Raw genomic sequence first — 25,241 nt, 5'->3', positions numbered from 1 at the left:
CAAAAGAGGCACCTAGTGCTTAGTTTTTTCGAGCGACTCGTTGATCCTTACGTCGCTTATCCGGAGAGCGACCAGCCACCGCAAAAGCTTTGGCCTTTCATGCGGGAATACGCGCGTCCGTTTAAGCGCGTCTTTTGGTGTGTCGGTATCATGTCCTTTGTGGTTGCGATGGTAGAGGTGGGCCTCATCTATTACATGGGCCGGGTTGTTGATGTGCTAACGACCAACACGCCTGCGGAAGTGCGGGAGAATTACGTTTTAGAATTCATCGTGGTCGCCGCGTTCATCTTGATTTTGCGGCCAATTTTTCAGGCACTGGATGTTGCCCTTCTGAACAATTCCATTTTGCCTAATTTTGGCACGATGATCCGCTGGCGTGCGCACAAACATGTTTTGCGTCAATCCGTTAGCTGGTTTGAGAATGACTTTGCAGGCCGTATATCAAACCGGATAATGCAAACGCCGCCCGCAGCCGGCGAGGCGGTTTTTCAGGTTTTTGACGCGCTGACCTTTGCAACAGCCTATTTCATTGGCGCCGGCGTGATGCTGGCCGAGGCAGACGCACGGCTTGCCATACCCCTTGTTGTCTGGCTGGTGCTTTACGGAATGCTTGTGAACTGGACGATGCGCCGGGTTGGGCCCGCCTCCAAGGCCGCGTCTGACGCGCGAAGCGAGGTTACGGGACGGGTCGTGGACAGCTATACGAATATTCACTCTGTCAAACTCTTCGCGCATCACGATACAGAACTTGGCTACGCCAAAGAGGCCATTGAAAATACGCGCAAGACTTTTCAAATAGAGATGCGCATCTTTACCAAAATGGATGTCTCACTTGTCGCGATTAACGGTTTGTTGATTGTTGGGGTTGTTGGCTGGGCGGTTTGGCTATGGATGAACGACAGCGCAACGATTGGTGTCGTTGCTGCGGCTACTGCGCTGACGCTACGCCTGAACGCAATGACAGGCTGGATAATGTGGGCGCTGTCCAGCTTTTTCCGCAACCTTGGGGTCATTTCTGAAGGTATGGAAACCATCGCGCAGCCAATTACACTGGTAGATTCGATTGGTGCCAAACCCTTGGTATTCAAAAACGGTTTGATCGAAGCGCGTGAGCTTTCCCACCACTATGGCCGCGAGGCGGGTGGGCTTTCTAACATAAATCTAAAAATTCAGGCGGGCGAAAAGATTGGGCTAATCGGCAGATCAGGCGCAGGTAAAACCACCTTTGTGAAGCTTTTGCTGCGGTTTTACGATGCGGACAAGGGGCGAATCTTGATCGATGGCCAGGATATTTCAAAGGTAACGCAGGAGAGTCTTCGCCGTGTGATTGGTATGGTGCAGCAAGACAGCTCTCTTCTGCATCGGTCGATACGGGAAAATATCCTCTATGGGCGCCCCGACGCGTCGGGGGCAGAAGTTGTCGAGGCCGCAAAGCGGGCCGAGGCGCATGATTTCATTCTCGAGCTGGAAGACCCTGAGGGGCGCAAAGGCTATGACGCACATGTTGGCGAACGTGGCGTGAAGCTTTCAGGCGGGCAACGGCAACGGGTCGCGCTTGCAAGGGTTATTCTTAAAGATGCGCCTATCTTGTTACTGGATGAGGCGACAAGTGCGCTTGACAGCGAAGTCGAAGCCGCGATCCAGGACACGCTGTATGGGATGATGGAAGGCAAGACGGTCGTTGCCATTGCCCACCGCCTTTCAACGATAGCACATATGGACCGGATATTGGTAATGGAGAGCGGCCAGGTTGCCGAAGAAGGAAGCCACTCAGAACTTCTTGCCGCGGGGGGCCTGTATGCAAGGTTCTGGGCGCGACAATCTGGCGGATTCATCGGGACGGAAGAGGCGGCAGAGTGAATTTATCGTCACTAATAGACGGGTTTTCGCCATCTGATGGCCCGCCACCACGCACACTCGCCGCGTTTTTCAAATGGTGCCTAAAGGGTGCCATGCCGATTTTGGGCTTGGCAGCGGCCGTATCAGCAACTGCTGGTGTGCTGGAAGTGATGACAGCGCTTTTGTTGGGCCTGGTCATTGACGGCGCTATTTTGGGCGGGGCCGATTTTGTAAAAGACAGCTGGCTTATGTTGCTTGGAATCGCGGCGTTTTTCGTGGTCCTGCGCCCGCTGGTTTTCGGAACCTCCGCAGCCATGCAGTCATTGGCCGTTGCGCCGAACATAACAACATTGGTTTTATCACGCCTCAATCGGTACACGCTTGGCCACGCGATCAGCTTTTTTGATGACGACTTTGCCGGGCGCATTGCACAGAAACAGATGCAAACGTCACGCGCGGTGAATGAAGTTGTCGTTGAATTAATCAACGTCGTGGCGTTTGCACTGGCGTCACTTGTGGGATCGGCATTGCTGCTTACCACGATCGACTGGCGTATTGCTTTGGTTCTGGCCGTTTGGTTGGTTGGGTATCTATCGCTGATCCGGTGGTTTATGCCGCGGATCCGGGTAAGGTCTGCCGCGCAGGCCGGGGCGCGTGCAAATCTGACGGGTCAAATTGTGGACACCGTCACAAATATTAAAACTGTCAAACTGTTTGCCCATCACCGCCACGAAGATGCTGTTGCGCTCGACGCGATGGAAGATTGGCGACTCAAGAAAATTTACTCGGGAACGATAGCGACCCTTTTTCGTTTCTCGCTGATGACAATTGCGGGCACCCTGCCGGTTTTTTTGCTCGGCAGTGTGTTGTGGTTGTGGACGCTTGGCCTTGCTAGCCCGGGGGACATTGCCGCGACGGGCGCAGTTTCTATCCGTATTGCGCAAATGACGGGTTGGGTAAGCTTCGTTCTGATGGCGATCTACGCAAACATTGGCGAAGTCGAAGATGGCATGCGCACCCTGACACCGCCACATGACTTGCCAGATGCAGTTGATGCAGTTGCCTTGAAGGTCACACGCGGAGAGATACGGTTTGAAGGCGCTAGTTTCGCTTATGGGCGCGAAAAGGGCGGGATAGACAACGTATCCCTTACGATTCACCCTGGTGAAAAACTTGGCATTGTCGGCGCCTCAGGTGCAGGAAAATCAACACTGGTTTCGCTGTTGCTTCGTCTCTATGACACCGAAAAAGGCGCTGTTTTCATTGATGGACAGAATCTGAGAGATGTAACGCAGGAAAGTTTGCGACAGCAAATCAGTACAGTTACTCAGGAAACGGCAATGTTTAACCGCTCTGCCCATGACAACATCCTTTATGGGCATCCAGACGCAACTGTCGAGCAAGTAAAAGAGGCAGCGCTGCGTGCAGAAGCCCATCAATTTATCGAAGGGATGCAGGACCTTAAAGAACGCCGTGGGTACGCTGCGCATCTGGGTGAGCGTGGCGTAAAACTGTCTGGAGGTCAGCGGCAGCGCATCGCGCTTGCGCGTGCAATTTTGAAAGATGCGCCAATTCTGATCCTGGACGAAGCGACAAGCGCGCTTGACAGCGAAGTGGAAGCGGCAATCCAAACGGCGTTGGAGCGGGTAATGGAAGGCAAAACCGTGCTCGCAATCGCGCACCGCTTGTCAACCATCGCACGGATGGACCGGATCGTGGTACTTGAAGAGGGCAGAATTGCCGAAATCGGCACACATCAGAAGCTTTTGCATAAAAGCGGGCTTTACGCGCGGTACTGGAGCAGGCAATCAGGCGGCTTTATCGGGATCAACGAGGCGGCAGAGTGATTGAAGTAACCATCGAGAGATTGGGACATCAGGGTGATGGGATAACTACTGGCCCGGTTTTTGTTGCACAGGCTTTGCCGGGCGAAGTTGTCTCTGGCGAGGTTCAGGACGGCCGTATAGTTGCGCCAAAGATCATTACACCCTCTGCAGATCGTGTTCGGCCCCCTTGTTCACACGCGAAATCTTGTGGGGGATGTTTGTTGCAGCACGCATCTGATGAGTTTGTGGCCAACTGGAAGCTGGGCGTTGTTGAAACAGCGCTTGCAGCGCAGGGGTTGCGCGCTGAAATGCGACCCATTGTGACCTCGCCACCAAAATCGCGGCGGCGCGCAACGCTTTCTGGTCGCCGCACCAAGAAAGGCGCATTGGTTGGGTTTCATATGCACGCTTCCGATACAATCATTCAGATTCCCAATTGCGAATTGCTGCATCCTGCCCTTCTAAGCGCCACGCCTGCTTTGGAGGCGCTCACAATCATCGGGGCGTCACGCAAAAGTGAAATCAGCCTTCTGGTCGCGCAAAGTGATTCAGGAATTGATGTAACGGTTAAGGGTGTAGGGCCAGCGGATGGCAAACAGAGGGTCGAGCTTGCAGGGATCGCTGAGACATATGGTTTGGCGCGTCTTACGTGGGATGATGAACTGATCGCACAGCGGTTTTCCCCGGCCCAACAGTTTGGCTCGGCAAGCGTGGTTCCGCCACCAGGTGCCTTTTTACAAGCCACATTAGAAGGCGAAAAAATGCTGAGTTCCGCAGTGTTAGAGACTATTTCAGGTGCTAAACATGTTGTTGATCTTTTCGCTGGGTGTGGAACTTTTTCGCTTCCTGCTGCGGCGCATTCAGAAGTTCATGCGGTTGAAAGTGACGCTTTGATGCTCGCCGCTTTGGACAAAGGGTGGCGGTTGGCGCAGGGTCTGAAACGCGTCACAACAGAAACACGCGATTTGTTTCGCAGGCCACTTATGCCAGATGAACTGAAGCGGTTTGATGCAGTGGTGATTGACCCACCGCGCGCTGGCGCAGAGGCGCAGGTGCGAGAGCTTGGAAAATCAAATATTCCGCGTATAGCGATGATTTCGTGCAATCCGGTTACTTTCGCGCGCGATGCAAAACATTTGGTTGACCACGGGTATCAGTTGGGAATGTTGCAGGTCGTCGACCAGTTTCGTTGGTCCCCTCATATTGAGCTGTGCACTGCATTTCGAAAAACCTGATACGTTGCTCAGCGCGTTCACGTCTGTTTGATGTCCAATATTCTAAACCAACTATCAAAATGTGCTAAAATGCTGTATCTAGTTGTGAAAATTAAAAACTTTGAGGCGCGTAAAAATGCGTAGGGCAACGTTTCTAAAGGGGCTGGCAGCGACTTTAACGCTAGGCTCCTGCAGTTCTTCCAAATTTCTAACTTATTCGGGCCCAGAAGTGACCCGAATTGTTGTGTTCAAGGGTGAACGTCGGATGTACCTTTTGAATGAAAACCGGTCTTTAAAAGCCTATGATATAGATCTGGGCTTCGCGCCAGATGGCCATAAGCAGATCGAAGGTGACGGGAAAACCCCGGAAGGCCACTACATTATCGACCGGCGGAACCCAAACAGTGAATTTTATTTATCACTTGGAATATCTTATCCAAATGAAAACGACCGCGCGAAAGCGGCCGCCTTAGGCCAGCCCCCCGGGGGTGATATTTTTATTCACGGCGCAGCCAGACCCTTTGACAAACGCGGTGAAGACTGGACATGGGGATGTATTTCGGTAAGCAACCGAGAAATGGAGAAAATTTATTCCATGGTTGAAATCGGCACGCCGATATCGCTTTACAGCTAGCGAGCAGAGGCAGGCCTTAGCTGCCCAGTATCAGCGTCCACCAGATTTTCCCGTTTGCTTCCTGATGCCAGGAAAAGCCCATGTTTGTCGCATTGGTATCCAGAATAATGTTGCGCGTATCCGGTTGTTCCATCCATGCAGACAGGGTCTCAAGCTCTGATTCATATGTTTCAGATATGTTTTCACCCAACATAATACCGGGGTACCCTGTGCGCGCGACCCGGTCTAATGGCGACGATCCGTCTGAGCCAAAATGCCATGGACGGTTTTGTATCGACATATCGCGCGAATGGGTCGCTGCTGCGGCTGTCAGCTTGCTATCCAAGCTGATGCTGCTTGCGCCCGCAGCTTCACGTAACGCATTTATGGAATCCAGCATACGGAACTGAACCTCAGAACTATTAGCGATTCGGTATACCCGCGGTAAAGGTTTTCCATCAGGCCCAAGCGGAGCTAATTCAGGGCTACAAGCCGATAGGCCAAGCACCATTGCAAGGAGAAGACCAAAAAACCGTACCATATTGATAACCGTCCCTATTCAATAATTTTCTTTCTCTAGCGGCTTAGGCGTTGCTGTTCAAACCCACATATCCCTGAACCGGCAATCTAACGCTTGTTTGATTTGCGACTGAGGCATTCTCGCCATATTGTCTATATGGATGTGTGCACCAGTCAGGAAACGGATGCTACAATGAATACTGAAGAGAAAAACAGAATGAACCGTAGATTGTTTTTAGGAACGACTGCCGCTTTCGTTGGTGGACTTGCCGTCCCGGCGATTGCGCAATCCACTGGCGACTCTGTGGAAATTGAGGGCGAAATTTCGGAGGCAGTGCGCCGCAATATCTCAAGTTTCCGATCACTACGCTGGCAACCTTATTTCGATAATCTAAGACGCGGTGCGATTTTGGTGGATACCACGTCGCGCGCACTTCATTACTGGAACCAGGAAGAGACGGTTTACAAACTTTATCCAACTTCGGTTCCGATGTCTGAAGAGCTTACGCGCCGTGGCCGTACTAGGGTTGCACGCAAGGTGGAAGGCCCCAGCTGGAGTCCGACACCCTCAATGAAAATCCGCAACCCAGAATGGCCAGACTACGTAGGCCCAGGCCCTGATAACCCGCTTGGGACACATGCGCTGTATCTGGGCTGGACCTACTACCGAATTCACGGCACGCACGATACGCGAAAAATTGGGCGCAGATCATCCAACGGCTGTATTGGACTGTACAACGAGAATATCTCTGAATTGTTTGAGCTTGCGACCGTCGGAACCCAAGTGTTGCTAATATAGCGACAATCGGCTCGTCACAGAGGCTCCAGAACGCAAGACATTTGCAAATGCCTTATTTTACTGGTTAGAACCCGGCACGAGATACGGTGTTGGGTGCTTCGGGTCGACTGTAATTGCGACCCGATGCTATTTCTGGAGAGAAAAAATGAAAAAAATCGCACTTGCTGCTGCTCTGTCAGTTGCTGCTACCACAGCTTTCGCTGGCAACATGAGCGAGCCAATGATGGAACCTGAGATTATCGTGGAAGAACAATCTTCTTCTTCAGGCGGTAACATGGTTGTTCCAATTTTGCTGTTTGTCGTACTTGCTGCTGCTGTTGCTAGCTAATAGTACGCGTCACATCTGAGAAAAAGAGGCGGTGTTTTGCACCGCCTTTTTTCTTGTCAAAAGAAAATTCAGTCTAGCCACCCGCATAAATTCTGCTCGATGACGTTTGACAGCGCGCTAATATGCGCGTCTTCATCATTCAGGCACGGGACATATGTAAATTTTTCTCCGCCCGCGTGTTCAAAACTCTCAAAAATTTCTTCGTTGATCTCTTCAAGTGTTTCGATGCAATCCGCCGAAAAGGCAGGCGCAATGACTGCAATGTTCTTCTTGCCAGCTTTGGCAAGGCGCGCCACCTCTTCGACGGTATAGGGCTTCAACCACTCTTCCGGCCCGAACTTTGACTGAAATGTCGTAATAATTTCGCCGTCGTCCCAGCCCAGGCGCTCCTTCAAAAGGCGCGAAGTCTTCTGGCATTGACAGTGATATGGATCACCTTGGGTAAGATAGCGTTCAGGCATTCCGTGATAAGACGCGATCAAATGGTCCGGGCGCGTATCAAGTTTAGCATAAGCGCGCTCAACGGATTGGGCCAATGCATCTATATAGCTTGGTTGTTCAAAGTAAGCTGGGACCGTGCGCACCGCAGGTTGCCAGGTGGCGTCGCTTAGGGCCTTAAAAAAAGCGTCATTCGCCGTTGCAGTTGTCGCGCCAGCGTAGTGGGGGTAGAGCGGAAAGAACAAGATCTTTTGGCAACCGGCAGCAATTAGCGCCTCTACCTTTGATTTTGTAGACGGATTTCCGTAGCGCATCGAAAAATCAACAACGACCTGATTACCATATCGCTTTGACAAAACCTGGCGCAGCTTATTGGTTTGCGCCTTTGTAATTGTCATTAGCGGGCTTTCACCAGCTTCTTCGTTCCAAATGCTTTTATAGGCTGCGCCCGAAGAAAATGGCCTTTTTGTCAGAATAATGAGCTGCAAAAGCGGCTGCCATTTCCAAGCCGGATAGTCGATGACACGCTGGTCTGACAGGAACTCGTTCAGGTACCGCCGCATCGACCAGTAATCATATCCGTCCGGTGTGCCAAGGTTTGCAATCAGAACCCCAACGCGTGCAGGCGGGATCGTCGGGTGCCCCTCGGGCAGAAATGATTGCGTCATAATGTTTCCTGATAAATTTCGTGGTGTGCAACAGATAGTGGCTTATTCGAAAGGGTCAATCTTGGCGGAAACTTTAATCTGAAACTGGTGTTTCGGTTGTGCCAAGGGCATCCGCCAAACGTGCTTTAGCCGAACCTGGGCGAAGCGGTTTTTGCTGGCTTTCGTCAGGTGCCCATCCGGTCAGATAGACGATTTCGAATGTCGCGGGAATTCGACCGTCGGCCATACTGTATTTCTGAGCATAAATTTTTGATGCCTCAGCGAACAGGGCTTTGGGTGGAATTGTTTTACGGCGCTGGGCCAGCGCGTTGGTTTCGCCCATGGCGCGCAAATCTTTCATAAGGTGAAAGGCGGAGCGATAAGAAACTGTTTTGACCGAAGTGTCAGCAACGGGAAGCGCAAATCCCGCCCTTTGCAAGATTGCGCCAAGATCACGGATTTCGCCCATGGGTGCGATGCGAGGTGACAGGCCACCCGCTAAAAATATCTCCGCTTCTGCGAGACAGGACCGAAGTTCGTGTAGTGTTTGCCCACCAAACACTGCCCCCAAAAACAACCCGTCCGGGCGAAGCGCGCGACGTATCTGTATTAGCTGCCCGACCGGGTCATTCGACCAATGCAGAGACAGACCGTCGACAATCAAGTCATGTGCTTCTGGCTCAAAATCCAAAAGATCTTCATCGGGTACAACTTTTGCAGTGGGAAAGTGCGTTGCCCAAAAATTTGGAAAAGGCGCAACGACAGCCTCTGTTTTAAATACTCTGTTAACTTCGTTCAGTCTTTCTTGAATCTCGTCTGCGGTGTCTTCCAACAGGAAAAACGCAGGTGCAGACAACGCGCGCATACGGTGCATTTCAAGTGCATTTCGGTCTGTCAGTTCAGCGGGTTTTGACATTTCGCGTCCTTTAGCTTCGGCGCAATCTAGATGGATGAGAAACGGATGCAAAGTGTCCTACGCACGATATTTCCGCCGCAATGCGTGACCTGCCGGAAATTGGTTGAAAGCGAGTTCGCACTTTGTGGAGCATGTTGGCGTGATACCACATTCATTTCTGGCCTGATTTGCGATAAATGTGGCGTTCCATTGCCCGGATCAGCAGGCCCGGAAATGGTTCATTGTGATGATTGCATAACCGTTGCGCGCCCTTGGGATAAAGGCCGGGCGGCCATGTTGTACAAAGAAAATAGCCGCAAGATTGTGCTTGCCTTGAAGCATGGCGACCGAGAGGACCTTGTTCGCCCAGCGGCTGGCTGGATGCTACGGGCGGGCGCCTCGCTGATAAAGCCCAATATGTTGGTTGCGCCTGTCCCGCTTCATTGGAGCAGGCTTCTGAAGCGCCGGTATAATCAGGCAGCACTTTTGGGAAAAACCATTTCAAAGCAGGCAAACCTTGAATTCTGTCCGGATTTGTTGCGCCGCACTTCGCGAACGGCACCTTTGGATGGCTTAACGCGCGACGAAAGGTTTCAGGCACTAACGGATGTGATTCGTCCAAATCCAAAGCGCCATGAAATGTTTGAAAACCGCCCGGTTCTTTTGATTGATGACGTAATGACGTCTGGTGCAACTTTGGCGGCATGTACCGAGGCATGCTTTTCTGCGGGCGCTGTTGAAGTTTTCGTGTTGATACTGGCGCGCGTTGCGAAGGATGCCTAAATGCCTATAGTTCACGGAAACTAGGGTACAGACTATGAAACCAGTAGAGATTTACACGACACCTTTTTGCGGCTTTTGTGTCGCCGCGAAACGTTTGCTAAATAAAAAAGGTGTTTCTTATCAAGAGGTTGACGTTTCTCGCGATTCTTCGAAGCGTCAGGAAATGATGAAACGAGCGAAGGGCGGGCGGACGGTGCCACAGATTTTCATTGACGGAAAACATGTTGGTGGATGCGACGAGATTTACGAGCTTGACCGACGGCGCGCGCTTGACCCGATGTTGGTAGCCTGAATATGCGTGTCGCACTTTTGCAACTTAACGCTGGGGATCTGCCGGAGAAAAATCTGGACGTAACGCTGGATTACCTTCGGCAATCTGCAGCGGAAGGTGCCAAATTTGCGCTGACACCAGAAGTTACCAACTGCGTCTCCAATAGCCGCAACCACCAGCAAAGTGTTTTGCAGACCGAAGCAGATGATCTGACGTTGGCGGCAATACGCGCAGAAGCAAAAACACTGGGTATTTGGGTTCTGATTGGATCGCTTGGACTAAAAACAAACGATCCGGATGGCCGATTCGCAAACCGCTCGTTTCTGATTGGGCCTGCAGGTCAGATCGTGGCGCGATATGACAAAATACACATGTTTGACGTTGATATTGATGAAACAGAGACGTTTCGTGAATCAGCGGGGTACCGGCCTGGCAGTAACGCTGTCGTAGCAAAAACAGACTTCGCCAAAATTGGAATGACCATTTGCTATGACGTGCGTTTCGCTCATTTGCACCGGGCGCTGGCGAAAGCCGGGGCAAAAATCTTGACCAGCCCGGCAGCGTTTTCTCCTGTTTCTGGTGCAGCGCATTGGCATGCTCTGCTAAGGGCGCGTGCAATTGAAACCGGGTGTTTCGTTCTAGCGCCAGCGCAATGTGGTATACACCCGATTACCGTTGGGGCGCCGCGCAAAACATACGGTCACTCTCTGGCTGTTTCCCCTTGGGGCGAGATTTTGGCAGATGGCGGCGAAAACCCCGGCGTAACTATCGTTGATTTTGATCTTGATGACGTAGATAAGTGCCGGAAAAAGATACCGTCCCTGACACATGACAGAGATTTTAAAGGCCCCTGATGTCCGAGCTTAATGATCCTCTTGCTGTAGCGCTGTTTGGCGAAATATTTATGGCGGATCAGCTTGCGCGCAACCGTTTGTCAAAAGCGCTCCCGAAAGGGATGGAGATATCTCATTTTTCGGTTCTCAACCATTTGGCGCATGTAAATGATGAACGGTCCCCTGGCCAATTGGCGCGTGCTTTTCACGTAACGCGTGGTGCTATGACCAATACATTGTCAAAGCTGGAATGGGCGGGGCATGTACATGTCCGACCAGACTGGGAAGATGCCCGCCGAAAATTTGTCTCGATCAGCCCTGCGGGCCGCGCGGCCTGTGACGTTGCCCTTGAGGCGATTATCCCGATTATCAGCGACGTTGTTAAAAAGATCGGCAAAGACAAAGTCAGGGGCGCGCTTCCGGTTTTGCGCGAATTGCGAGAGCGGCTTGATCAGGAATCCTGAACCTTAAGGCTCGCAGTAACGTAATTGACCGAGAGATCACGATCTGACAAAGACCAGTTCCAGCTTATCGGGTTGAACACAAAACCCTTGCGGTCGACCGGGTCTAACCCGGCATTGCGGATCAGTTCATACAACTCATCCGGGGTGATGAATTTGTTCCAATCGTGCGTTCCCTTAGGGAGCCAGCGCATGATGACTTCGGCACCCACGATCGCCACCATAAAGCTTTTGGGATTCCGGTTTATTGTTGAGCACAGCATCAGACCGCCTGGCTTAAGAAGAGTTTGGCACGCGGTCAGATAGGCCAGCGGGTCGGCGACATGTTCGACAACTTCCATGTTCAGGATTACGTCAAATGTTTCGCCGGCGGCCGCTAAATCTTCGGCAGTTGTGTGGCGGTAGTCGACCTCTACACCGGATTGCTCTGCATGAATGCGCGCAACCGGAATATTGCCGGCTGCAGCATCTGCACCTACCACGGCTGCACCAAGTCGCGCCATTGGCTCTGAGAGCAGACCGCCACCACAACCGATGTCAAGAACACATAAACCTTTGAAAGGCAGATTGGTTGTAAGGTCACGATCAAACTCTGCAGCGACCTGGCTGGTGATATAGTCGAGCCTGCACGGGTTCAGCATGTGAAGCGGCTTAAACTTACCTGTCGGGTCCCACCATTCGGCAGCCATGGCTTCAAACTTTGCAACCTCTTTCGGGTCAACAGTTGTCTCGGCTTTGGATTCGGTGGTTTGCATTCTCGACCCCATGTGGTTTTCTAGGCAGCATCCGTCAAACGCGGCTTAAAACGATATATAGGTCTTTTATGGACAAATACTCAGGTCAAAAAGGCGCAGCTACGCTTCTTTTTCCATCTGTCGAGCCATACGCCAGACAGACACTGGATGTTGGCGACGGGCACCACGTTTACGTTGAGGAATGCGGCAATCCAAATGGGTTGCCTGTTGTTGTGCTTCATGGTGGCCCGGGTGGTGGATGCAGCCCGGTTATGCGCAGGTTCTTTGACCCCAAAGTTTACCGTATTGTTCTTTTTGATCAGCGCGGGTGTGGGCGATCAACACCGCACGCCAGCGTTGAAAACAACACGACATGGCATTTGGTCGCGGATATAGAGCGTATTCGCGAAATATTGGGAATAAGTGACTGGGTTGTTTTTGGTGGCAGTTGGGGCGCGACTCTGGCTCTGGTCTATGCACAAGCGCATCCAAACCGGGTACGGCACCTGGTTTTACGCGGTGTTTTCCTGGCGACTCAGGCTGAGCTTGACTGGTTTTATGGCGGTGGGGTTGGCCGGTTTTGGCCCGATTTATGGGCAGAGTTTTCTGGCCTGATCCCGGAGGACGAGCAACGGGACATGATTGCGGCTTACAACAAACGATTGTTTTGTGGAGATCCCGCAACCGAAATCAAATACGCGAGGGCGTGGACGGCTTGGGAAAATGCACTGGCGTCGATAACAAATAACGGAGCCGCGAGCCAAAGCCCGCCAGATTATGCCCACGCATTTGCGAGGCTGGAGAACCACTACTTCATGAATCGTGCCTTTCTTCAAACGGATGGTCAGATTTTACGAGACATGGGAAAAATCGCCGACATCCCCGGAAAAATCGTGCAGGGACGGTACGACATGATTTGTCCACCAACCGCTGCATGGGAGCTGTCGAAACGCTGGCCAAAAGCGGATCTGAACCTGGTTTCACTGTCCGGTCACGCCTTGTCGGAGGCGGGAATCAGTGCTGCCCTTATCGAAATCATGAATGAAATTTCGCAGCGATAGTTTCATAATCACATAAAAACATAAGAAAAATTTCATGCTTTCATCTGAATCGCCTAATGTAAGACAAACATGTTTACAGACCACTTTTTTTTGTTAACTTGTGAGTCAATAAAGAGAAAAAAGCGGGGATGTGAAACTTGGGTTCAGTCACACGGATTATTTTACAGCGCCTTGCGCTAGGACTTCTCACCCTTTTTATCGTATCGATTGTTATCTTTATAGCGGTTAATCTTTTGCCCGGCGACTTTGCCGAAGCAATTCTGGGGCAGGGCGCGACGCCAGAGGCAGTCGCCTCGATCAGAGAAGGGCTTGGTCTCGATAAACCTCCTATCACGAGATATTTTGATTGGCTCGGTGGCGCAATCCAAGGCGATCTGGGATCAAGTTTCGCGCAGGCAAATTTCGCAAGTTTCACCGGCTCTGATGCGGCTTCGGGCACAACGGTTGCAGAACAAATTGCACCACGGTTTAAAAACACGTTGTTTTTGGCGGGTGTAACAGCAGCGATCGCTGTTCCGGTTTCGATCTTTCTTGGTGTTCTTGCTGCCCTTTACAGAAATTCGATTTTTGATCGGGCAACAAATATTTTGACACTCTCGTCAATTTCCAGCCCAGACTTCTTTCTTGCCTATGTTCTGATCTTGTTTCTTTCAGTGCTTAATCCGCTTCTTCCGTCACTCTCTAACATTTACGATGGAATGGACTTCAGCGAGCGGCTGGTGAAATCACTCCTACCCGCCCTGACCCTGACGCTGGCCGTCACCGCGCAGATGATGCGTATGACGCGGGCTGCAATCATTAACCTATTGGCCAGCCCATACATTGAAATGGCGCGCCTAAAGGGCATCAGCCCCATGCGGGTCATTGTAACCCACGCGCTTCCGAATGCTTTGGCACCGATCATTACTGTTATTGCATTGAACCTTGCGTATCTTATTACCGGGGTTGTGGTGGTAGAAGTGGTGTTTGTTTATCCGGGCATCGGACAGCTGTTCGTGGACAGTGTTAAGATTCGGGATATCCCGGTGGTGCAGGCCTGCTGTCTGATTTTTGCAGCAGCATATATCCTGCTAAATCTTTCGGCGGATGTTCTGTCGATCTTGTCCAACCCAAGACTGAGGCACCCGAAATGAGCACATGGCTTTCGATTCTAATTGCCTTTCCAGTAATGGCAGGCGTCGCTTGGGTTTTCCGTTTTGCCGGACGATCCGCAACATCCAACAAGCCCTTTTTCCGCGATATGCCCTTTGGCGTGGCCTTCGGTTATGTTGTGGCAGCGGTCGCAATACTTTTGGCGTTCAAGATCTATTTTGTTGATCAGGTCCTGTTTTTCCGCTGGGCGATGCAAGGGCTGATTATCTTCACCGTTTCAGCCTTTTTGTTCCGTCTGCTTGGTCGGCTTGTCGGTACGGCGGGCTCGCGGAAACTGTTTCGCTCCATGCCGCTAACGGCAGCGTTCGGTGTTATGATTGTTCTCGCATACGCAATACTGGCGATTTTCGCGCCAGTGTTCGCGCCATATGGTGAAGAGCAAGTTTTCGCAGCAGCAAACACACTGCCCGGCAGCGATCCTGCAACGGGAGGTGACCCAGCGCATTTGTTGGGCACAGACCAGATCGGGCGCGACCTGATGAGCCGCCTGATATATGGCGCAAGGAACACGGTGGGCATCGCCTTTGCGACAACCTGTCTGGCGTTCTTTATCGGCGGAAGCCTTGGTTTTCTTGCGGCGACAATTGGCGGATGGCTTGATCAGGTTCTTTCTCGCGCTGTCGATGTTCTCATGGCTATTCCCGCCCTTATTTTCGCACTTCTTCTTATGACGATTGCGAGCGCCTGGTCGGTCAAGCTTGGCATTCCGCTAACGATTTTCATGATCCTTATCATCGCAATTATTGACTCGACGCGTGTTTACCGGCTTGCCCGAGCGGTTGGTGTGAACATCGTAGTGATGGATTACATTGAGGCTGCGAAATTACGTGGCGAAGGCCTGACCTACCTTATTTTTCGGGAAATCCTGCCCAATGCCACGGCACCGCTTTTGGCGGAATTCGGGCTTCGGTTCTGCTTTGTTTTCCTTACAATCGCATCACTCAGTTTTCTTGGTGTCGGTATTCAGCCACCACTTGCGGACTGGGGCACTATGGTGCGCGATCTGGCGCAGTTTATCAACTTTGCACAGTTCAGTCCGCTGACAGCAGCACTGCCTATTCTCGCAGCAGGCGCGATTGCCCTGCTGACCGTGGCCGTGAACTTCATCGTTGACTGGATGCTGCAGAAATCGTCGGGGTTAAAAGAATGAGTGAACTTTTACTGAAAGTACGCGACCTGATGATCGAAGGTCGAAGTGATGAAACCTGGAATCCAATCATCAATGGCTGCAGTTTCGACCTGAACAAAGGCGAAGTTCTGGGCATGATCGGTGAATCCGGAGCTGGCAAGTCAACTGTCGGCCTTGCGGCAATGGGTTTCACACGTGATGGCTGCCGGATTTCAGGCGGTACTGTTGAATTCGACGGTATTGATCTTGTGAACGCGTCTGCGGCAGTCAAACGCGGACTTCTGGGAAAGCGCATCGCTTATGTTGCTCAGTCTGCGGCAGCCAGCTTTAATCCGGCTCACCGCTTGATTGACCAGCACACAGAAGGCCCGGTGCAGCACGGTGTTATGCCCCGCGAAGAAAGCCAGGAAGACGCGATGGAACTGTATCGACGTCTTCGACTGCCAAACCCGGAAGAAATCGGATTTCGCTATCCGCACCAGGTATCTGGTGGGCAATTGCAGCGCGCGATGACGGCTATGGCAATGGCCTGCCGACCAGACCTGATTATCTTTGATGAACCCACGACTGCACTTGATGTAACGACTCAGATCGAGGTTCTTGCTTCCATTCGTGATATTGTAGAGCAGTTCAACACGGCTGCTATCTACATTACCCATGACCTCGCGGTTGTGGCTCAGATGGCAGACAAGATCAAAGTGTTGCTTAAGGGTGATGAGGTTGAAGAGGCCGACACCAGAACGATGCTTTCTGATCCACAGGAAGAGTATACTAAATCGCTTTGGGCGGTGCGCAGCTTTCAACGGCCTACCAAGCCAGCAGTTCCAGCCGACGCCGTGCCTGTTGTCTCGGTCAAAAATGTAAGTGCCGCCTACGGGAAGGTACCTGTGCTGTTCGATGTTAGTTTTGATATTCACGCAGGCCGCACGGTCGCCGTGGTTGGCGAATCGGGTTCCGGTAAATCCACGGCCGCACGCTGTATAACGGGTTTGTTGCCACCAACATCTGGCGTGATCGAGTTTGATGGTGAACCAATCCCAGCCGACTATCGCAGTCGCACAAAGATGCAGTTGCGTCAGGCGCAGATGATTTACCAAATGGCCGATACAGCGCTTAATCCGCGTAAGACAATTGGTGAAATTATCGGGCGGCCCGTTCAGTTTTACATGGGCCTCACAGGCAGCGCGAAACGAAAGCGTGTCGACGAGCTTCTGAACGAAATCGAACTTGAACCGAGCCAGTATTTCCACCGCTTACCATCAGAGCTGTCCGGTGGGCAAAAACAGCGGGTCGGTATTGCGCGAGCATTGGCAGCGGAACCCAAATTTATCATTTGTGACGAGGTGACAAGTGCGCTTGATCAACTGGTTGCCGAGGGAATCTTGAAGTTGTTAGCCAAGCTTCAGGATGAACTGGGGCTTTCCTATATGTTTATTACGCACGATCTTGCGACGGTTCGTTCCATCGCTGATGAGGTTGTGGTGATGAAAGATGGCCGGGTGGTTGAAGCAGGTCCTAAGAAGGAAATGTTTACCCCGCCACACCATGCCTACACAGATCTTTTGCTAAGTTCTGTGCCGGAAATGGACCCAGATTGGCTTACGAATCTTCTTGATGCACGCGGTGTTGATAACATTGGCGACGCAGCAGTTGGTAAGATGTAAACCGAATCGCGTGTCAAAACGTGAACTAAACGCGGAAAAATCCGCACTAACCAAAACTACATGGGAGAAAAACATGTCTCAGATAAGCAGACGTGGACTACTAAAAACCGGTGCAGCAGCTTCTGTACTTGCCGCGACCGGCCTGCCGGCGAAAGCGGCACCAAAACGTGGCGGCAGATTGCGCGCAGCCCTTTCAGGTGCGAACACATCCGATAGCTGGGATGGACGTACGCACTCTGACCTGTTCATGATCGCAAGTGCGTCAGGGTGTGTTTTCGACTGCCTTACAGAAACTGCCGCAGACGGTACACTTGTAGGCGAACTTGCTGAAAGCTGGGAAGCATCTGCAGATGCAAAAACCTGGACCTTCAACCTTCGTCAGGGCGTGACCTTCCACAACGGAAAGTCGTTTGGAGCAGATGATGTGATCGAATCGCTTCAGATGCACACCGCAGAAGGCGCAAAATCAGCTGCTAAACCAATTGTTTCGGCAATCACGGATATGAAGAAACTGGGCGAGCACCAGGTTCAGTTTACGCTGGCTGCCGGGAACGCGGATTTCCCGTTCCTGCTGTCTGACTATCACATTCTGATGTTCCCGGCAGGTCAGATCGAAGAGGCAATCGCCAATGGTATTGGTACGGGTCTTTATTCTGTTGTTAGCTTTGATCCGGGCGTTCGGTTTGTCGGCAAACGTGTTGAAAGCCACTACAAAGGTGACACCGCAGGCTATTTTGATGAAATCGAGTATATCGCCGTTAACGACAACACCGCGCGTATGAATGCGCTGATGACCGGTCAGGTCGACGCTGTCAACCGGATTGATTTCAAGGTTGAAGCGCTGTTGAAAGCGAATCCAGCAGTGCGTATTCAGGAAGTGACGGGTAACCAGCACTACACCTTCCCAATGCTGACAAAGATAGCGCCATTTGACAATGTGCACGTGCGTCAGGCGTTGAAATACGGCATCAACCGTCAGGAATTGGTCGACAAAATTCTACTTGGTCACGGTCAGGTTGGTAACGATACGCCAATCGGCCCAGCAAATCCATATTACGCTGGCGATATGGAGCAACTGGCCTACGATCCGGACAAAGCAAAATTCCACCTTAATGCCGCTGGTCTGGATTCACTTGATATCGATCTGTCTGCTTCTAACGCCGCCTTTGAAGGTGCAGTTGATGCGGCACAACTCTATCAGGCATCTGCTGCTGCGGGTGGCATTAACATCAACGTGGTTCAGGAGCCTGCAGATGGTTACTGGTCAAATGTTTGGCTGAAAAAACCATTCTGTGCGTCCTATTGGTCTGGTCGTGCGACCGAAGACTGGATGTTCTCGACAGCTTATGAAGCTGGTGTGCCATGGAACGACTCTCAGTGGGAGCATCCACGGTTCCAGGAACTTCTGCTAAGCGCGCGTGCTGAGCTCGACACAACGAAGCGTCGTGAGCAGTACCGTGAAATGCAGGAAATCCTGCGCGTCGAAGGCGGTGTTCTGGTGCCGATGTTTGCAAACTATGTGCAGGCGGTTTCGAATACTGTCGCTTCACCTGACGTTGTTGGTAACCTTTGGCAAATGGATAACGCCCGGATGGCCGAACGGTGGTGGGTGGCATAAGCCCCACAAAAATGAATAGAAAACGCCCTGCCTTATGCAGGGCGTTTTTCTTTGGAGAGATTGACCGGTGGTGTCATTTGCCACCAAACTGACATAACGCCAGCCAAAGGGGGCCAGCCATGTCAGACTCAGATCACCCGATTATCGAAGAACGTGAAGATGGGCCGCTTGTTGTAACAGGCATACGTTCCATGACCGGAGCGCAAGGTGCGGCTATGGATGTTAAGCCTGTCATGGCGCTCTGCAGATGCGGTGAAAGCAAAAACAAACCGTATTGCGACGGGTCTCACAAAGATGCAGGCTTTCAGTCACGCGGTGGTACCCCCGCGGGGCGTGATTGGCTGATTTCCTATGAAGGGTCCGACGTCACTGTTACTTACAATCCGTTACTCTGCTCGCACGCGGCTGAATGCGGGAGGTTGGCCAGCCATATCTTCAACCCTGCGCAGCAACCATGGGTACAACCCGACAACGGCACGCGGCCCGAGGTAGAGGCGGTGGTTGCGGCCTGTCCGTCAGGTGCGCTTGCGCTTGATGGGCCAAAGCACATGTACGCAGACAGAACAGAGATAACCATTGAAAGAAACGGCCCGTATTGGGTGAACGGTGTTGAACTGGCAGAATCTTCACTGGCCGAGGGGGCGTCAGGGCGCAAATACGTGCTTTGCCGGTGTGGGATGTCTGGCAACAAACCCTATTGCGACGGAACACATCGGGATGCGGGTTGGAAAAGCGATGATTAGACGACCTGCACGTTTGTAGCGGAAGCATCGCTCTGGCCGAACCAGTTTGCGTTGACAAACAACCAGCCCTTGCAGACTCGACCAAACCCGCGTATATCCCTTTTCAACAGCGGCGGTTTGGCTTCCACTCCCAATCCTCCACCGGGAAATATCAACGGGCCGCGCGCCCGTTTTTTTATGCCTCAATGGCTTTGTACAAACCGTACGAACTGGAAATTATGAACGACTTAGTTGCAAGAGCAGCGATTGATCGCCGACTGGCCGAAATCATCCAACCCGTGATCGAGGGGTTGGGGTTTGAGCTGGTGCGCGTGCGCCTGATGAGCGGTAAATCCACAACCGTACAGATCATGGCGCAACGTCCTGATGGCAGCATGGAAGTGAACGACTGCGCGCAAGTTTCAACCGAAGTTTCTGCCGTTCTGGATGTCGAAGATCCTGTTGTCGAAGCATATACCCTCGAAGTGTCGTCGCCTGGTATCGACCGGCCGCTGACCCGGCTTAAAGATTTCGACCTCTGGGAAGGCTATGAAGCCAAGCTTGAAACGGAAGAGCTGATCGATGGTCGCCGCCGATTTCGTGGCCTGCTTGCTGGAACCGAAGACGACGAAGTACTTATCACGATAGACGAAGGCACAATCGGCCTTAAATTTGAATGGCTTAGCGACGCTAAACTTGTTCTGACTGAAGATCTGATTTCCGAAATGCTGAAGGCGCGTAAAGCCGCAGGTATTGTGGACGAAGACCAATTTGATGAAATAGAAACCGAAGCCGGTTCTGAGGAGGACTGACAATGGCGATTACCAGTGCAAACCAACTGGAGCTTCTGCAAACTGCCGAAGCGGTAGCCCGCGAAAAGATGATCGACCCTGATCTTGTGATTCAGGCGATGGAAGAAAGCCTCGCGCGCGCTGCAAAGTCGCGTTACGGCTCGGAGATGGACATTCGCGTCGCGATTGACCGCAAAACCGGGAAAGCCACCTTTACCCGTGTGCGCACTGTCGTCGAAGATGTCGAGAACCATCAGGCTGAACTGACAGTTGACCAAGCCAAAGACTATATGGAAAACCCTGAAGTCGGCTCTGAACTCATCGATGAAGTTCCACCAGTTGAGATGGGCCGGATCGCTGCGCAGTCTGCAAAGCAGGTTATTTTGCAGAAAGTACGCGAAGCAGAGCGGGATCGTCAGTTTGAAGAATTTCAGGACCGCGCTGGCACCATCATCAACGGCCAGGTTAAACGCGAAGAATACGGCAATGTTATCGTCGATGTCGGTCGTGGCGAGGCAATTTTGCGCCGTAACGAAAAAATCGGTCGCGAAAGCTATCGCCCGAATGATCGGATTCGCTGCTACATTAAAGACGTTCGCCGCGAAGCCCGCGGACCACAGATTTTCCTGAGCCGGACAGATCCGCAATTCATGGCAGAACTGTTCAAGATGGAAGTCCCGGAGATTTACGATGGTATTATCGAGATCAAAGCAGTTGCTCGTGACCCAGGCTCACGCGCGAAGATTGCTGTGATCTCTTATGATAACTCGATCGACCCGGTTGGCGCCTGCGTTGGTATGCGCGGCAGCCGTGTGCAAGCAGTTGTGAATGAACTTCAGGGCGAAAAGATCGATATCATCCCATGGAACGAAGACCAGCCAACGTTCCTCGTGAACGCGCTACAGCCGGCCGAAGTGACTAAGGTTGTTCTGGACGAAGAAGCAGAACGCATCGAGGTTGTCGTTCCGGATGAACAGCTTTCGCTGGCTATCGGTCGTCGTGGGCAGAACGTACGTTTGGCCAGCCAATTGACCGGCCTTGATATCGATATCATGACCGAAACCGAAGAAAGTGCACGTCGCCAGGCAGAATTTGCCGAGCGGACAAAGCTCTTTATGGAAGCTTTGGATGTTGACGAATTCTTTGCGCAGCTTTTGGTTTCTGAAGGGTTCACGAACCTTGAAGAAGTTGCCTACGTTGATGTGAGCGAACTTCTGGTCATAGACGGAGTTGACGAGGCAACAGCAGGTGAGTTGCAGGCGCGTGCTCGCGACAACCTGGAAGCAATCAACAAACAGGCAATGGAAAATGCCCGCGCGTTGGGAGTTGAAGACAGCCTTGTTGAATTTGAAGGTCTGACACCCCAAATGATTGAAGCCCTGGCGAAAGATGACGTTAAAACTCTGGAAGATTTCGCAACCTGCGCTGACTGGGAACTGGCGGGCGGCTGGACAACCGTTGATGGACAGCGCGTTAAAGACGAAGGCGTGTTGGAGCAATTCGAAATGTCGCTTGAGGAAGCGCAACATCTGATCATGACGGCGCGTATTCAGCTTGGGTGGGTGGATCCCGATGATCTGCTCGCTGACGAAGAAGAAGGTGAAGACGCCGTCGCTGAAGAAGAAGGGCTCGAGGCCTGATCGCGGGCCTTGGGAGTGAACATGGGTCGCGGTGGCCAACAAAAAGACCGGGAAGGTCCTGAACGGCGCTGCATCGCTACTGGCGAAGTGCAGCCCAAGCAGGGAATGATCCGATTCGTTGTTGGTCCGGACAACCAGATCGTTCCGGATTTGCTGGAAAAGCTGCCCGGACGGGGTATCTGGGTAACCGCTGACCGCAAGGCATTGAAGAAAGCCTGCAACAAAGGGCTGTTTGCGCGGAGTGCAAAGCAAGCTGTGACCGTGCCTGACGATATGCTGGAGACTTTGGAAAAAGCTCTTGTTCGTCGGTTGGTTGACTTGATCTCACTCGCTCGCAAAGGGGGCCGGGCGGTTGCGGGGTATGAAAAGGTAAAGGACTGGCTGAATAAAGAGCATGCTAAAGTCCTGATTCAGGCATCGGACGGGTCCGGTCGCGGAAAATCAAAACTAAGGACCCCGGAAGGTGGCCGTTTTGTTGGCGTTTTGACGGCTTCAGAATTGGGTTTGGCTTTCGGGCGGGAAAATGTGATACATGGCGCGCTCGCGACTGGCGGACTCACACAACGTGTTGTAGAGGAAGCAGCAAAGCTTACGGGCGTTCGCGAAAACGGCGGTGGAAAGGTCCACCGGAAAGGTACGAAGACCACATGAGCGAAAATGACGGCAAAAAGACTCTTGGCCTGCGTGGCGGTGCCCGCCCTGGCAATGTGAAGCAAAGCTTCAGCCATGGACGGACCAAGAACGTCGTAGTGGAAACGAAACGCAAACGCGTTGTCGTACCCAAACCGGGTGCGGCTAAACCGACCTCAGGAACCAAACCTGCGGGAAGTGATCCATCAAAACGGCCAGGTGGCATTACCGACGCTGAAATGGAGCGTCGTCTCAAGGCACTTCGTGCTGCGAAATCACGCGAAGTTGAGGACGAGGCGATGCGTCAGGCCGAGGAGAAGTCCCGTGCCGATGATCGTGAGCGTCGCAAAGCTGATATAGAGGCCAAGGAACGCGAAGAACGCGAGCGCGAAGAACGTGCGAAAGCCAAGGTCGAAGAAGAAGAACGTAAGGCCAAGGAAGCAGAAATAGCTAAAGAGCGCGCAGCGGCTTCTGTCGCTGAGGCAGCTGCTGCTGCCGCCGCTCCCGCTAAAGCTGATAGTTCTGCACCTGCGGATACGAGCGCTGCACCTCGCGGTGGTGGTGCAGGCAAACCTTCATCGGCACCCAGAAAAGGTGCTCGCGACGATCCGCGTGGCGACCAACGCGCGACGAAGAAACAAGTTCAGAATGATGGACGCAGATCAGGAAAACTGACACTCAATCAGGCGCTTTCCGGCGGCGAAGGCGGGCGGCAACGCTCTATGGCCGCAATGAAACGCAAACAGGAACGTGCGCGTCAGAAGGCAATGGGGAGCACCGCAGAGCGCGAAAAAGTTGTGCGTGACGTTCAGTTGCCCGAGTCCATTGTTGTTCAGGAACTTGCGAATCGTATGGCGGAGCGCGCTGTTGATGTGGTCAAATCACTGATGAACATGGGGATGATGGTTACACAGAACCAACCCATAGACGCTGACACAGCTGAACTGATCATCGAAGAATTCGGCCACAAGGTCGTACGCGTTTCAGACGCTGACGTTGAAGACGTGATTACTTCGGTTGAAGATAAAGATGAAGAACTTGTTACCCGTCCTCCGGTTATCACGGTGATGGGACACGTCGACCACGGTAAAACCTCTCTTTTGGATGCGATTCGCAAATCAAAAGTGGTGGCAGGTGAGGCGGGTGGTATTACCCAGCACATTGGTGCGTATCAGGTCGAAACTGACGACGGTGCAAAGCTGACCTTCCTTGATACACCAGGCCACGCTGCGTTTACGTCAATGCGGTCACGCGGCGCACAAGTGACGGACATCGTGATTCTTGTGGTTGCTGCAGACGACGCTGTGATGCCGCAGACAATCGAGGCAATCAACCACGCGAAAGCCGCGAAAGTTCCTATGATTGTCGCGATCAACAAAATCGACCGGCCTGACGCGGACCCGGACAAAGTTCGGACCGATCTTCTTCAGCACGAAGTCATTGTCGAAAAAATGTCCGGCGACGTTCTGGATGTTGAGGTTTCCGCAATAACCGGCGAAGGGCTTGATACGCTGCTGGAAAGCATCGCGCTTCAGGCTGAAATTCTGGACCTGAAAGCCAACCCAAAACGTCAGGCGCAAGGTGCTGTTATCGAAGCACAGCTTGACATTGGCCGTGGTCCGGTTGCGACAGTTCTTATTCAGACGGGCACGCTTCGCAAAGGTGACATTTTCGTTGTTGGCGAGCAGTGGGGTAAAGTGCGCGCACTGATAGACGACAGAGGTGAGCGTGTTGATGAAGCTGGGCCTTCGGTTCCGGTCGAGGTTCTTGGACTGAACGGCACACCTGAAGCAGGTGACGTTCTGAACGTTGTTGAAACTGAAGGGCAAGCGCGCGAGATCGCTGATTACCGTGAACACGCCGCAAAAGAAAGACGTGCAGCAGCAGGTGCTGCGACGACCCTTGAACAACTTATGGCAAAAGCGAAGGACGACGTGAACGTTTCCGAATTGCCGATATTGGTGAAAGCCGATGTTCAGGGGTCTACCGAAGCGATTGTTCAGGCGATGGAGAAAATCGGAAACGATGAAGTCCGCGTTCGCGTTTTGCATTCGGGTGTTGGCGCGATTACGGAAAGCGATATCGGTCTTGCCGAAGCGTCAGGTGCACCAGTTATGGGCTTTAACGTCCGTGCTAACGCTTCTGCTCGAAACACTGCAAACCAAAAAGGTGTCGAGATTCGGTATTACTCGGTCATTTATGATCTTGTAGATGATGTTAAGGCAGCAGCCTCTGGATTGTTGTCTGCAGAGGTTCGTGAGAACTTCATCGGATATGCTGAAATCAAAGATGTCTTTAAGGTTTCCAACGTTGGCAGGGTGGCTGGTTGTTTGGTCACCGAAGGTGTCGCGCGGCGTTCAGCAGGCGTTCGTTTGCTGCGTGACAACGTGGTTATTCACGAAGGCACACTGAAAACGCTGAAACGTTTTAAAGACGAAGTCAAAGAAGTTCAGTCCGGTCAGGAATGCGGTATGGCCTTTGAAAATTACGAGGATATTCGCAAAGGCGATGTGATCGAGATTTTCGAACGCGAAGAGATTGAGCGTAATCTGGATTAATTCGCAAATAAATAAAGAAGGGGAAGGTTTTTGGCCTTCCCCTTCTTTGTGTTTAGTTTGTTCAGGCAGCTATTAA

24 protein-coding genes are annotated in these 25,241 nt (G+C 52.2%); 20 read left to right on the top strand and 4 right to left on the bottom strand.

The genetic code is table 11. From position 1 onward, the window contains the following. Positions 1 to 15: 15 nt before the first annotated feature. The 4 genes from J4E70_RS11795 (at position 16) to J4E70_RS11780 (ending at position 5,513) form a co-directional block, all read left to right on the top strand. On the top strand, positions 16 to 1,860 hold the full coding sequence (locus J4E70_RS11795; RefSeq protein ID WP_213889624.1) for an ABC transporter ATP-binding protein: 1,845 nt from the start codon (positions 16 to 18) through the stop codon (positions 1,858 to 1,860). Next, complete coding sequence (locus J4E70_RS11790) at positions 1,857 to 3,686, top strand: ABC transporter ATP-binding protein (protein WP_213889617.1); 1,830 nt, start codon at positions 1,857 to 1,859, stop codon at positions 3,684 to 3,686. Before J4E70_RS11795 ends, J4E70_RS11790 begins: the two co-directional genes overlap by 4 nt. Beyond that, positions 3,686 to 4,900 carry a class I SAM-dependent RNA methyltransferase gene (locus tag J4E70_RS11785; protein WP_213889806.1) on the top strand — a complete coding sequence of 405 codons (1,215 nt, stop codon included), beginning with the start codon at positions 3,686 to 3,688 and terminating at the stop codon, positions 4,898 to 4,900. The genes J4E70_RS11790 and J4E70_RS11785 overlap by 1 nt, the downstream gene beginning before the upstream one ends. Before the next feature lie 115 nt (positions 4,901 to 5,015). Further along, positions 5,016 to 5,513, top strand: coding sequence for a L,D-transpeptidase family protein (locus J4E70_RS11780; protein WP_213889616.1), 498 nt, complete (start codon positions 5,016 to 5,018; stop codon positions 5,511 to 5,513). Between the two features lie 16 nt (positions 5,514 to 5,529). On the opposite strand, the gene dalA is transcribed toward J4E70_RS11780, so the two are convergent. Then, positions 5,530 to 6,033 (bottom strand): divisome-associated lipoprotein DalA, encoded by a 504-nt coding sequence (gene dalA / locus J4E70_RS11775; protein WP_213889613.1) that lies wholly within the window; start codon positions 6,031 to 6,033, stop codon positions 5,530 to 5,532. A gap of 195 nt (positions 6,034 to 6,228) precedes the next feature. Between dalA and J4E70_RS11770 the strand changes: the two genes are divergently transcribed. Both J4E70_RS11770 and J4E70_RS11765 read left to right on the top strand, forming a co-directional pair. Continuing rightward, complete coding sequence (locus J4E70_RS11770; RefSeq protein ID WP_377610007.1) at positions 6,229 to 6,810, top strand: L,D-transpeptidase; 582 nt, start codon at positions 6,229 to 6,231, stop codon at positions 6,808 to 6,810. A 145-nt stretch (positions 6,811 to 6,955) separates the two neighbouring features. Beyond that, positions 6,956 to 7,138 carry a hypothetical protein gene (locus J4E70_RS11765; RefSeq protein WP_213889609.1) on the top strand — a complete coding sequence of 61 codons (183 nt, stop codon included), beginning with the start codon at positions 6,956 to 6,958 and terminating at the stop codon, positions 7,136 to 7,138. A 68-nt stretch (positions 7,139 to 7,206) separates the two neighbouring features. On the opposite strand, the gene hemH is transcribed toward J4E70_RS11765, so the two are convergent. Together hemH and J4E70_RS11755 are read right to left on the bottom strand one after the other, a co-directional pair. Then, on the bottom strand, positions 7,207 to 8,244 hold the full coding sequence (gene hemH / locus J4E70_RS11760; RefSeq protein WP_213889608.1) for a ferrochelatase: 1,038 nt from the start codon (positions 8,242 to 8,244) through the stop codon (positions 7,207 to 7,209). Between the two features lie 73 nt (positions 8,245 to 8,317). Next, entirely contained in the window at positions 8,318 to 9,139 is an 822-nt protein-coding gene (locus tag J4E70_RS11755) for a methyltransferase domain-containing protein (protein ID WP_213889606.1), read from the bottom strand. A 30-nt stretch (positions 9,140 to 9,169) separates the two neighbouring features. On the opposite strand from J4E70_RS11755, the gene J4E70_RS11750 reads away from it, so the two are divergent. From J4E70_RS11750 to J4E70_RS11735, 4 genes are read left to right on the top strand one after another with little or no spacing between them, the layout of a single operon-like run. After that, positions 9,170 to 9,901 (top strand): ComF family protein, encoded by a 732-nt coding sequence (locus J4E70_RS11750; RefSeq protein WP_246531719.1) that lies wholly within the window; start codon positions 9,170 to 9,172, stop codon positions 9,899 to 9,901. Positions 9,902 to 9,935: 34 nt separating this feature from the next. Beyond that, positions 9,936 to 10,193, top strand: a complete 258-nt coding sequence (gene grxC / locus J4E70_RS11745) for a glutaredoxin 3 (RefSeq protein ID WP_213889604.1) — start codon at positions 9,936 to 9,938, stop codon at positions 10,191 to 10,193. 2 nt (positions 10,194 to 10,195) lie between these two features. Continuing rightward, entirely contained in the window at positions 10,196 to 11,026 is an 831-nt protein-coding gene (locus tag J4E70_RS11740; protein ID WP_213889602.1) for a carbon-nitrogen hydrolase family protein, read from the top strand. Continuing rightward, entirely contained in the window at positions 11,026 to 11,469 is a 444-nt protein-coding gene (locus J4E70_RS11735) for a MarR family winged helix-turn-helix transcriptional regulator (protein WP_213889600.1), read from the top strand. The genes J4E70_RS11740 and J4E70_RS11735 overlap by 1 nt, the downstream gene beginning before the upstream one ends. Here J4E70_RS11735 and ubiG read toward each other — a convergent pair. Then, positions 11,457 to 12,221, bottom strand: a complete 765-nt coding sequence (gene ubiG, locus J4E70_RS11730; protein WP_213889599.1) for a bifunctional 2-polyprenyl-6-hydroxyphenol methylase/3-demethylubiquinol 3-O-methyltransferase UbiG — start codon at positions 12,219 to 12,221, stop codon at positions 11,457 to 11,459. The genes J4E70_RS11735 and ubiG overlap by 13 nt on opposite strands. Positions 12,222 to 12,289: 68 nt before the next feature. Between ubiG and pip the strand changes: the two genes are divergently transcribed. The 10 genes from pip to infB all read left to right on the top strand — a co-directional run bounded on the left by pip (position 12,290) and on the right by infB (position 25,165). Beyond that, positions 12,290 to 13,261, top strand: a complete 972-nt coding sequence (pip, locus tag J4E70_RS11725; RefSeq protein WP_213889598.1) for a prolyl aminopeptidase — start codon at positions 12,290 to 12,292, stop codon at positions 13,259 to 13,261. Between the two features lie 137 nt (positions 13,262 to 13,398). Next, positions 13,399 to 14,394, top strand: a complete 996-nt coding sequence (locus tag J4E70_RS11720; RefSeq protein ID WP_213889597.1) for an ABC transporter permease — start codon at positions 13,399 to 13,401, stop codon at positions 14,392 to 14,394. Continuing rightward, positions 14,391 to 15,563, top strand: a complete 1,173-nt coding sequence (locus J4E70_RS11715) for an ABC transporter permease (protein WP_213889596.1) — start codon at positions 14,391 to 14,393, stop codon at positions 15,561 to 15,563. The genes J4E70_RS11720 and J4E70_RS11715 overlap by 4 nt, the downstream gene beginning before the upstream one ends. Then, positions 15,560 to 17,206: an ABC transporter ATP-binding protein gene (locus tag J4E70_RS11710; RefSeq protein ID WP_213889594.1), complete on the top strand. Its 1,647-nt coding sequence runs from the start codon at positions 15,560 to 15,562 to the stop codon at positions 17,204 to 17,206. Before J4E70_RS11715 ends, J4E70_RS11710 begins: the two co-directional genes overlap by 4 nt. A gap of 73 nt (positions 17,207 to 17,279) precedes the next feature. Further along, the gene (locus tag J4E70_RS11705; protein WP_213889593.1) at positions 17,280 to 18,824 is read left to right on the top strand and encodes an ABC transporter substrate-binding protein; all 1,545 of its coding nucleotides are present in this window, start codon (positions 17,280 to 17,282) and stop codon (positions 18,822 to 18,824) included. A 119-nt stretch (positions 18,825 to 18,943) separates the two neighbouring features. Then, entirely contained in the window at positions 18,944 to 19,567 is a 624-nt protein-coding gene (locus tag J4E70_RS11700) for a CDGSH iron-sulfur domain-containing protein (protein WP_213889592.1), read from the top strand. 218 nt (positions 19,568 to 19,785) lie between these two features. After that, complete coding sequence (gene rimP, locus J4E70_RS11695) at positions 19,786 to 20,358, top strand: ribosome maturation factor RimP (protein ID WP_213889588.1); 573 nt, start codon at positions 19,786 to 19,788, stop codon at positions 20,356 to 20,358. A 2-nt stretch (positions 20,359 to 20,360) separates the two neighbouring features. After that, the gene (gene nusA, locus J4E70_RS11690; protein WP_213889585.1) at positions 20,361 to 21,977 is read left to right on the top strand and encodes a transcription termination factor NusA; all 1,617 of its coding nucleotides are present in this window, start codon (positions 20,361 to 20,363) and stop codon (positions 21,975 to 21,977) included. Between the two features lie 21 nt (positions 21,978 to 21,998). Continuing rightward, positions 21,999 to 22,628: an RNA-binding protein gene (locus J4E70_RS11685; protein ID WP_213889582.1), complete on the top strand. Its 630-nt coding sequence runs from the start codon at positions 21,999 to 22,001 to the stop codon at positions 22,626 to 22,628. Then, complete coding sequence (gene infB, locus J4E70_RS11680; protein WP_213889581.1) at positions 22,625 to 25,165, top strand: translation initiation factor IF-2; 2,541 nt, start codon at positions 22,625 to 22,627, stop codon at positions 25,163 to 25,165. The genes J4E70_RS11685 and infB overlap by 4 nt, the downstream gene beginning before the upstream one ends. The last annotated feature ends 76 nt before the right edge of the window (positions 25,166 to 25,241 follow it).

The sequence above is a fragment of the Pseudohalocynthiibacter aestuariivivens genome, assembly GCF_018457175.1.
Taxonomy (GTDB): domain Bacteria; phylum Pseudomonadota; class Alphaproteobacteria; order Rhodobacterales; family Rhodobacteraceae; genus Pseudohalocynthiibacter; species Pseudohalocynthiibacter aestuariivivens.
This window is presented reverse-complemented; position numbering and strand designations above follow the sequence as displayed.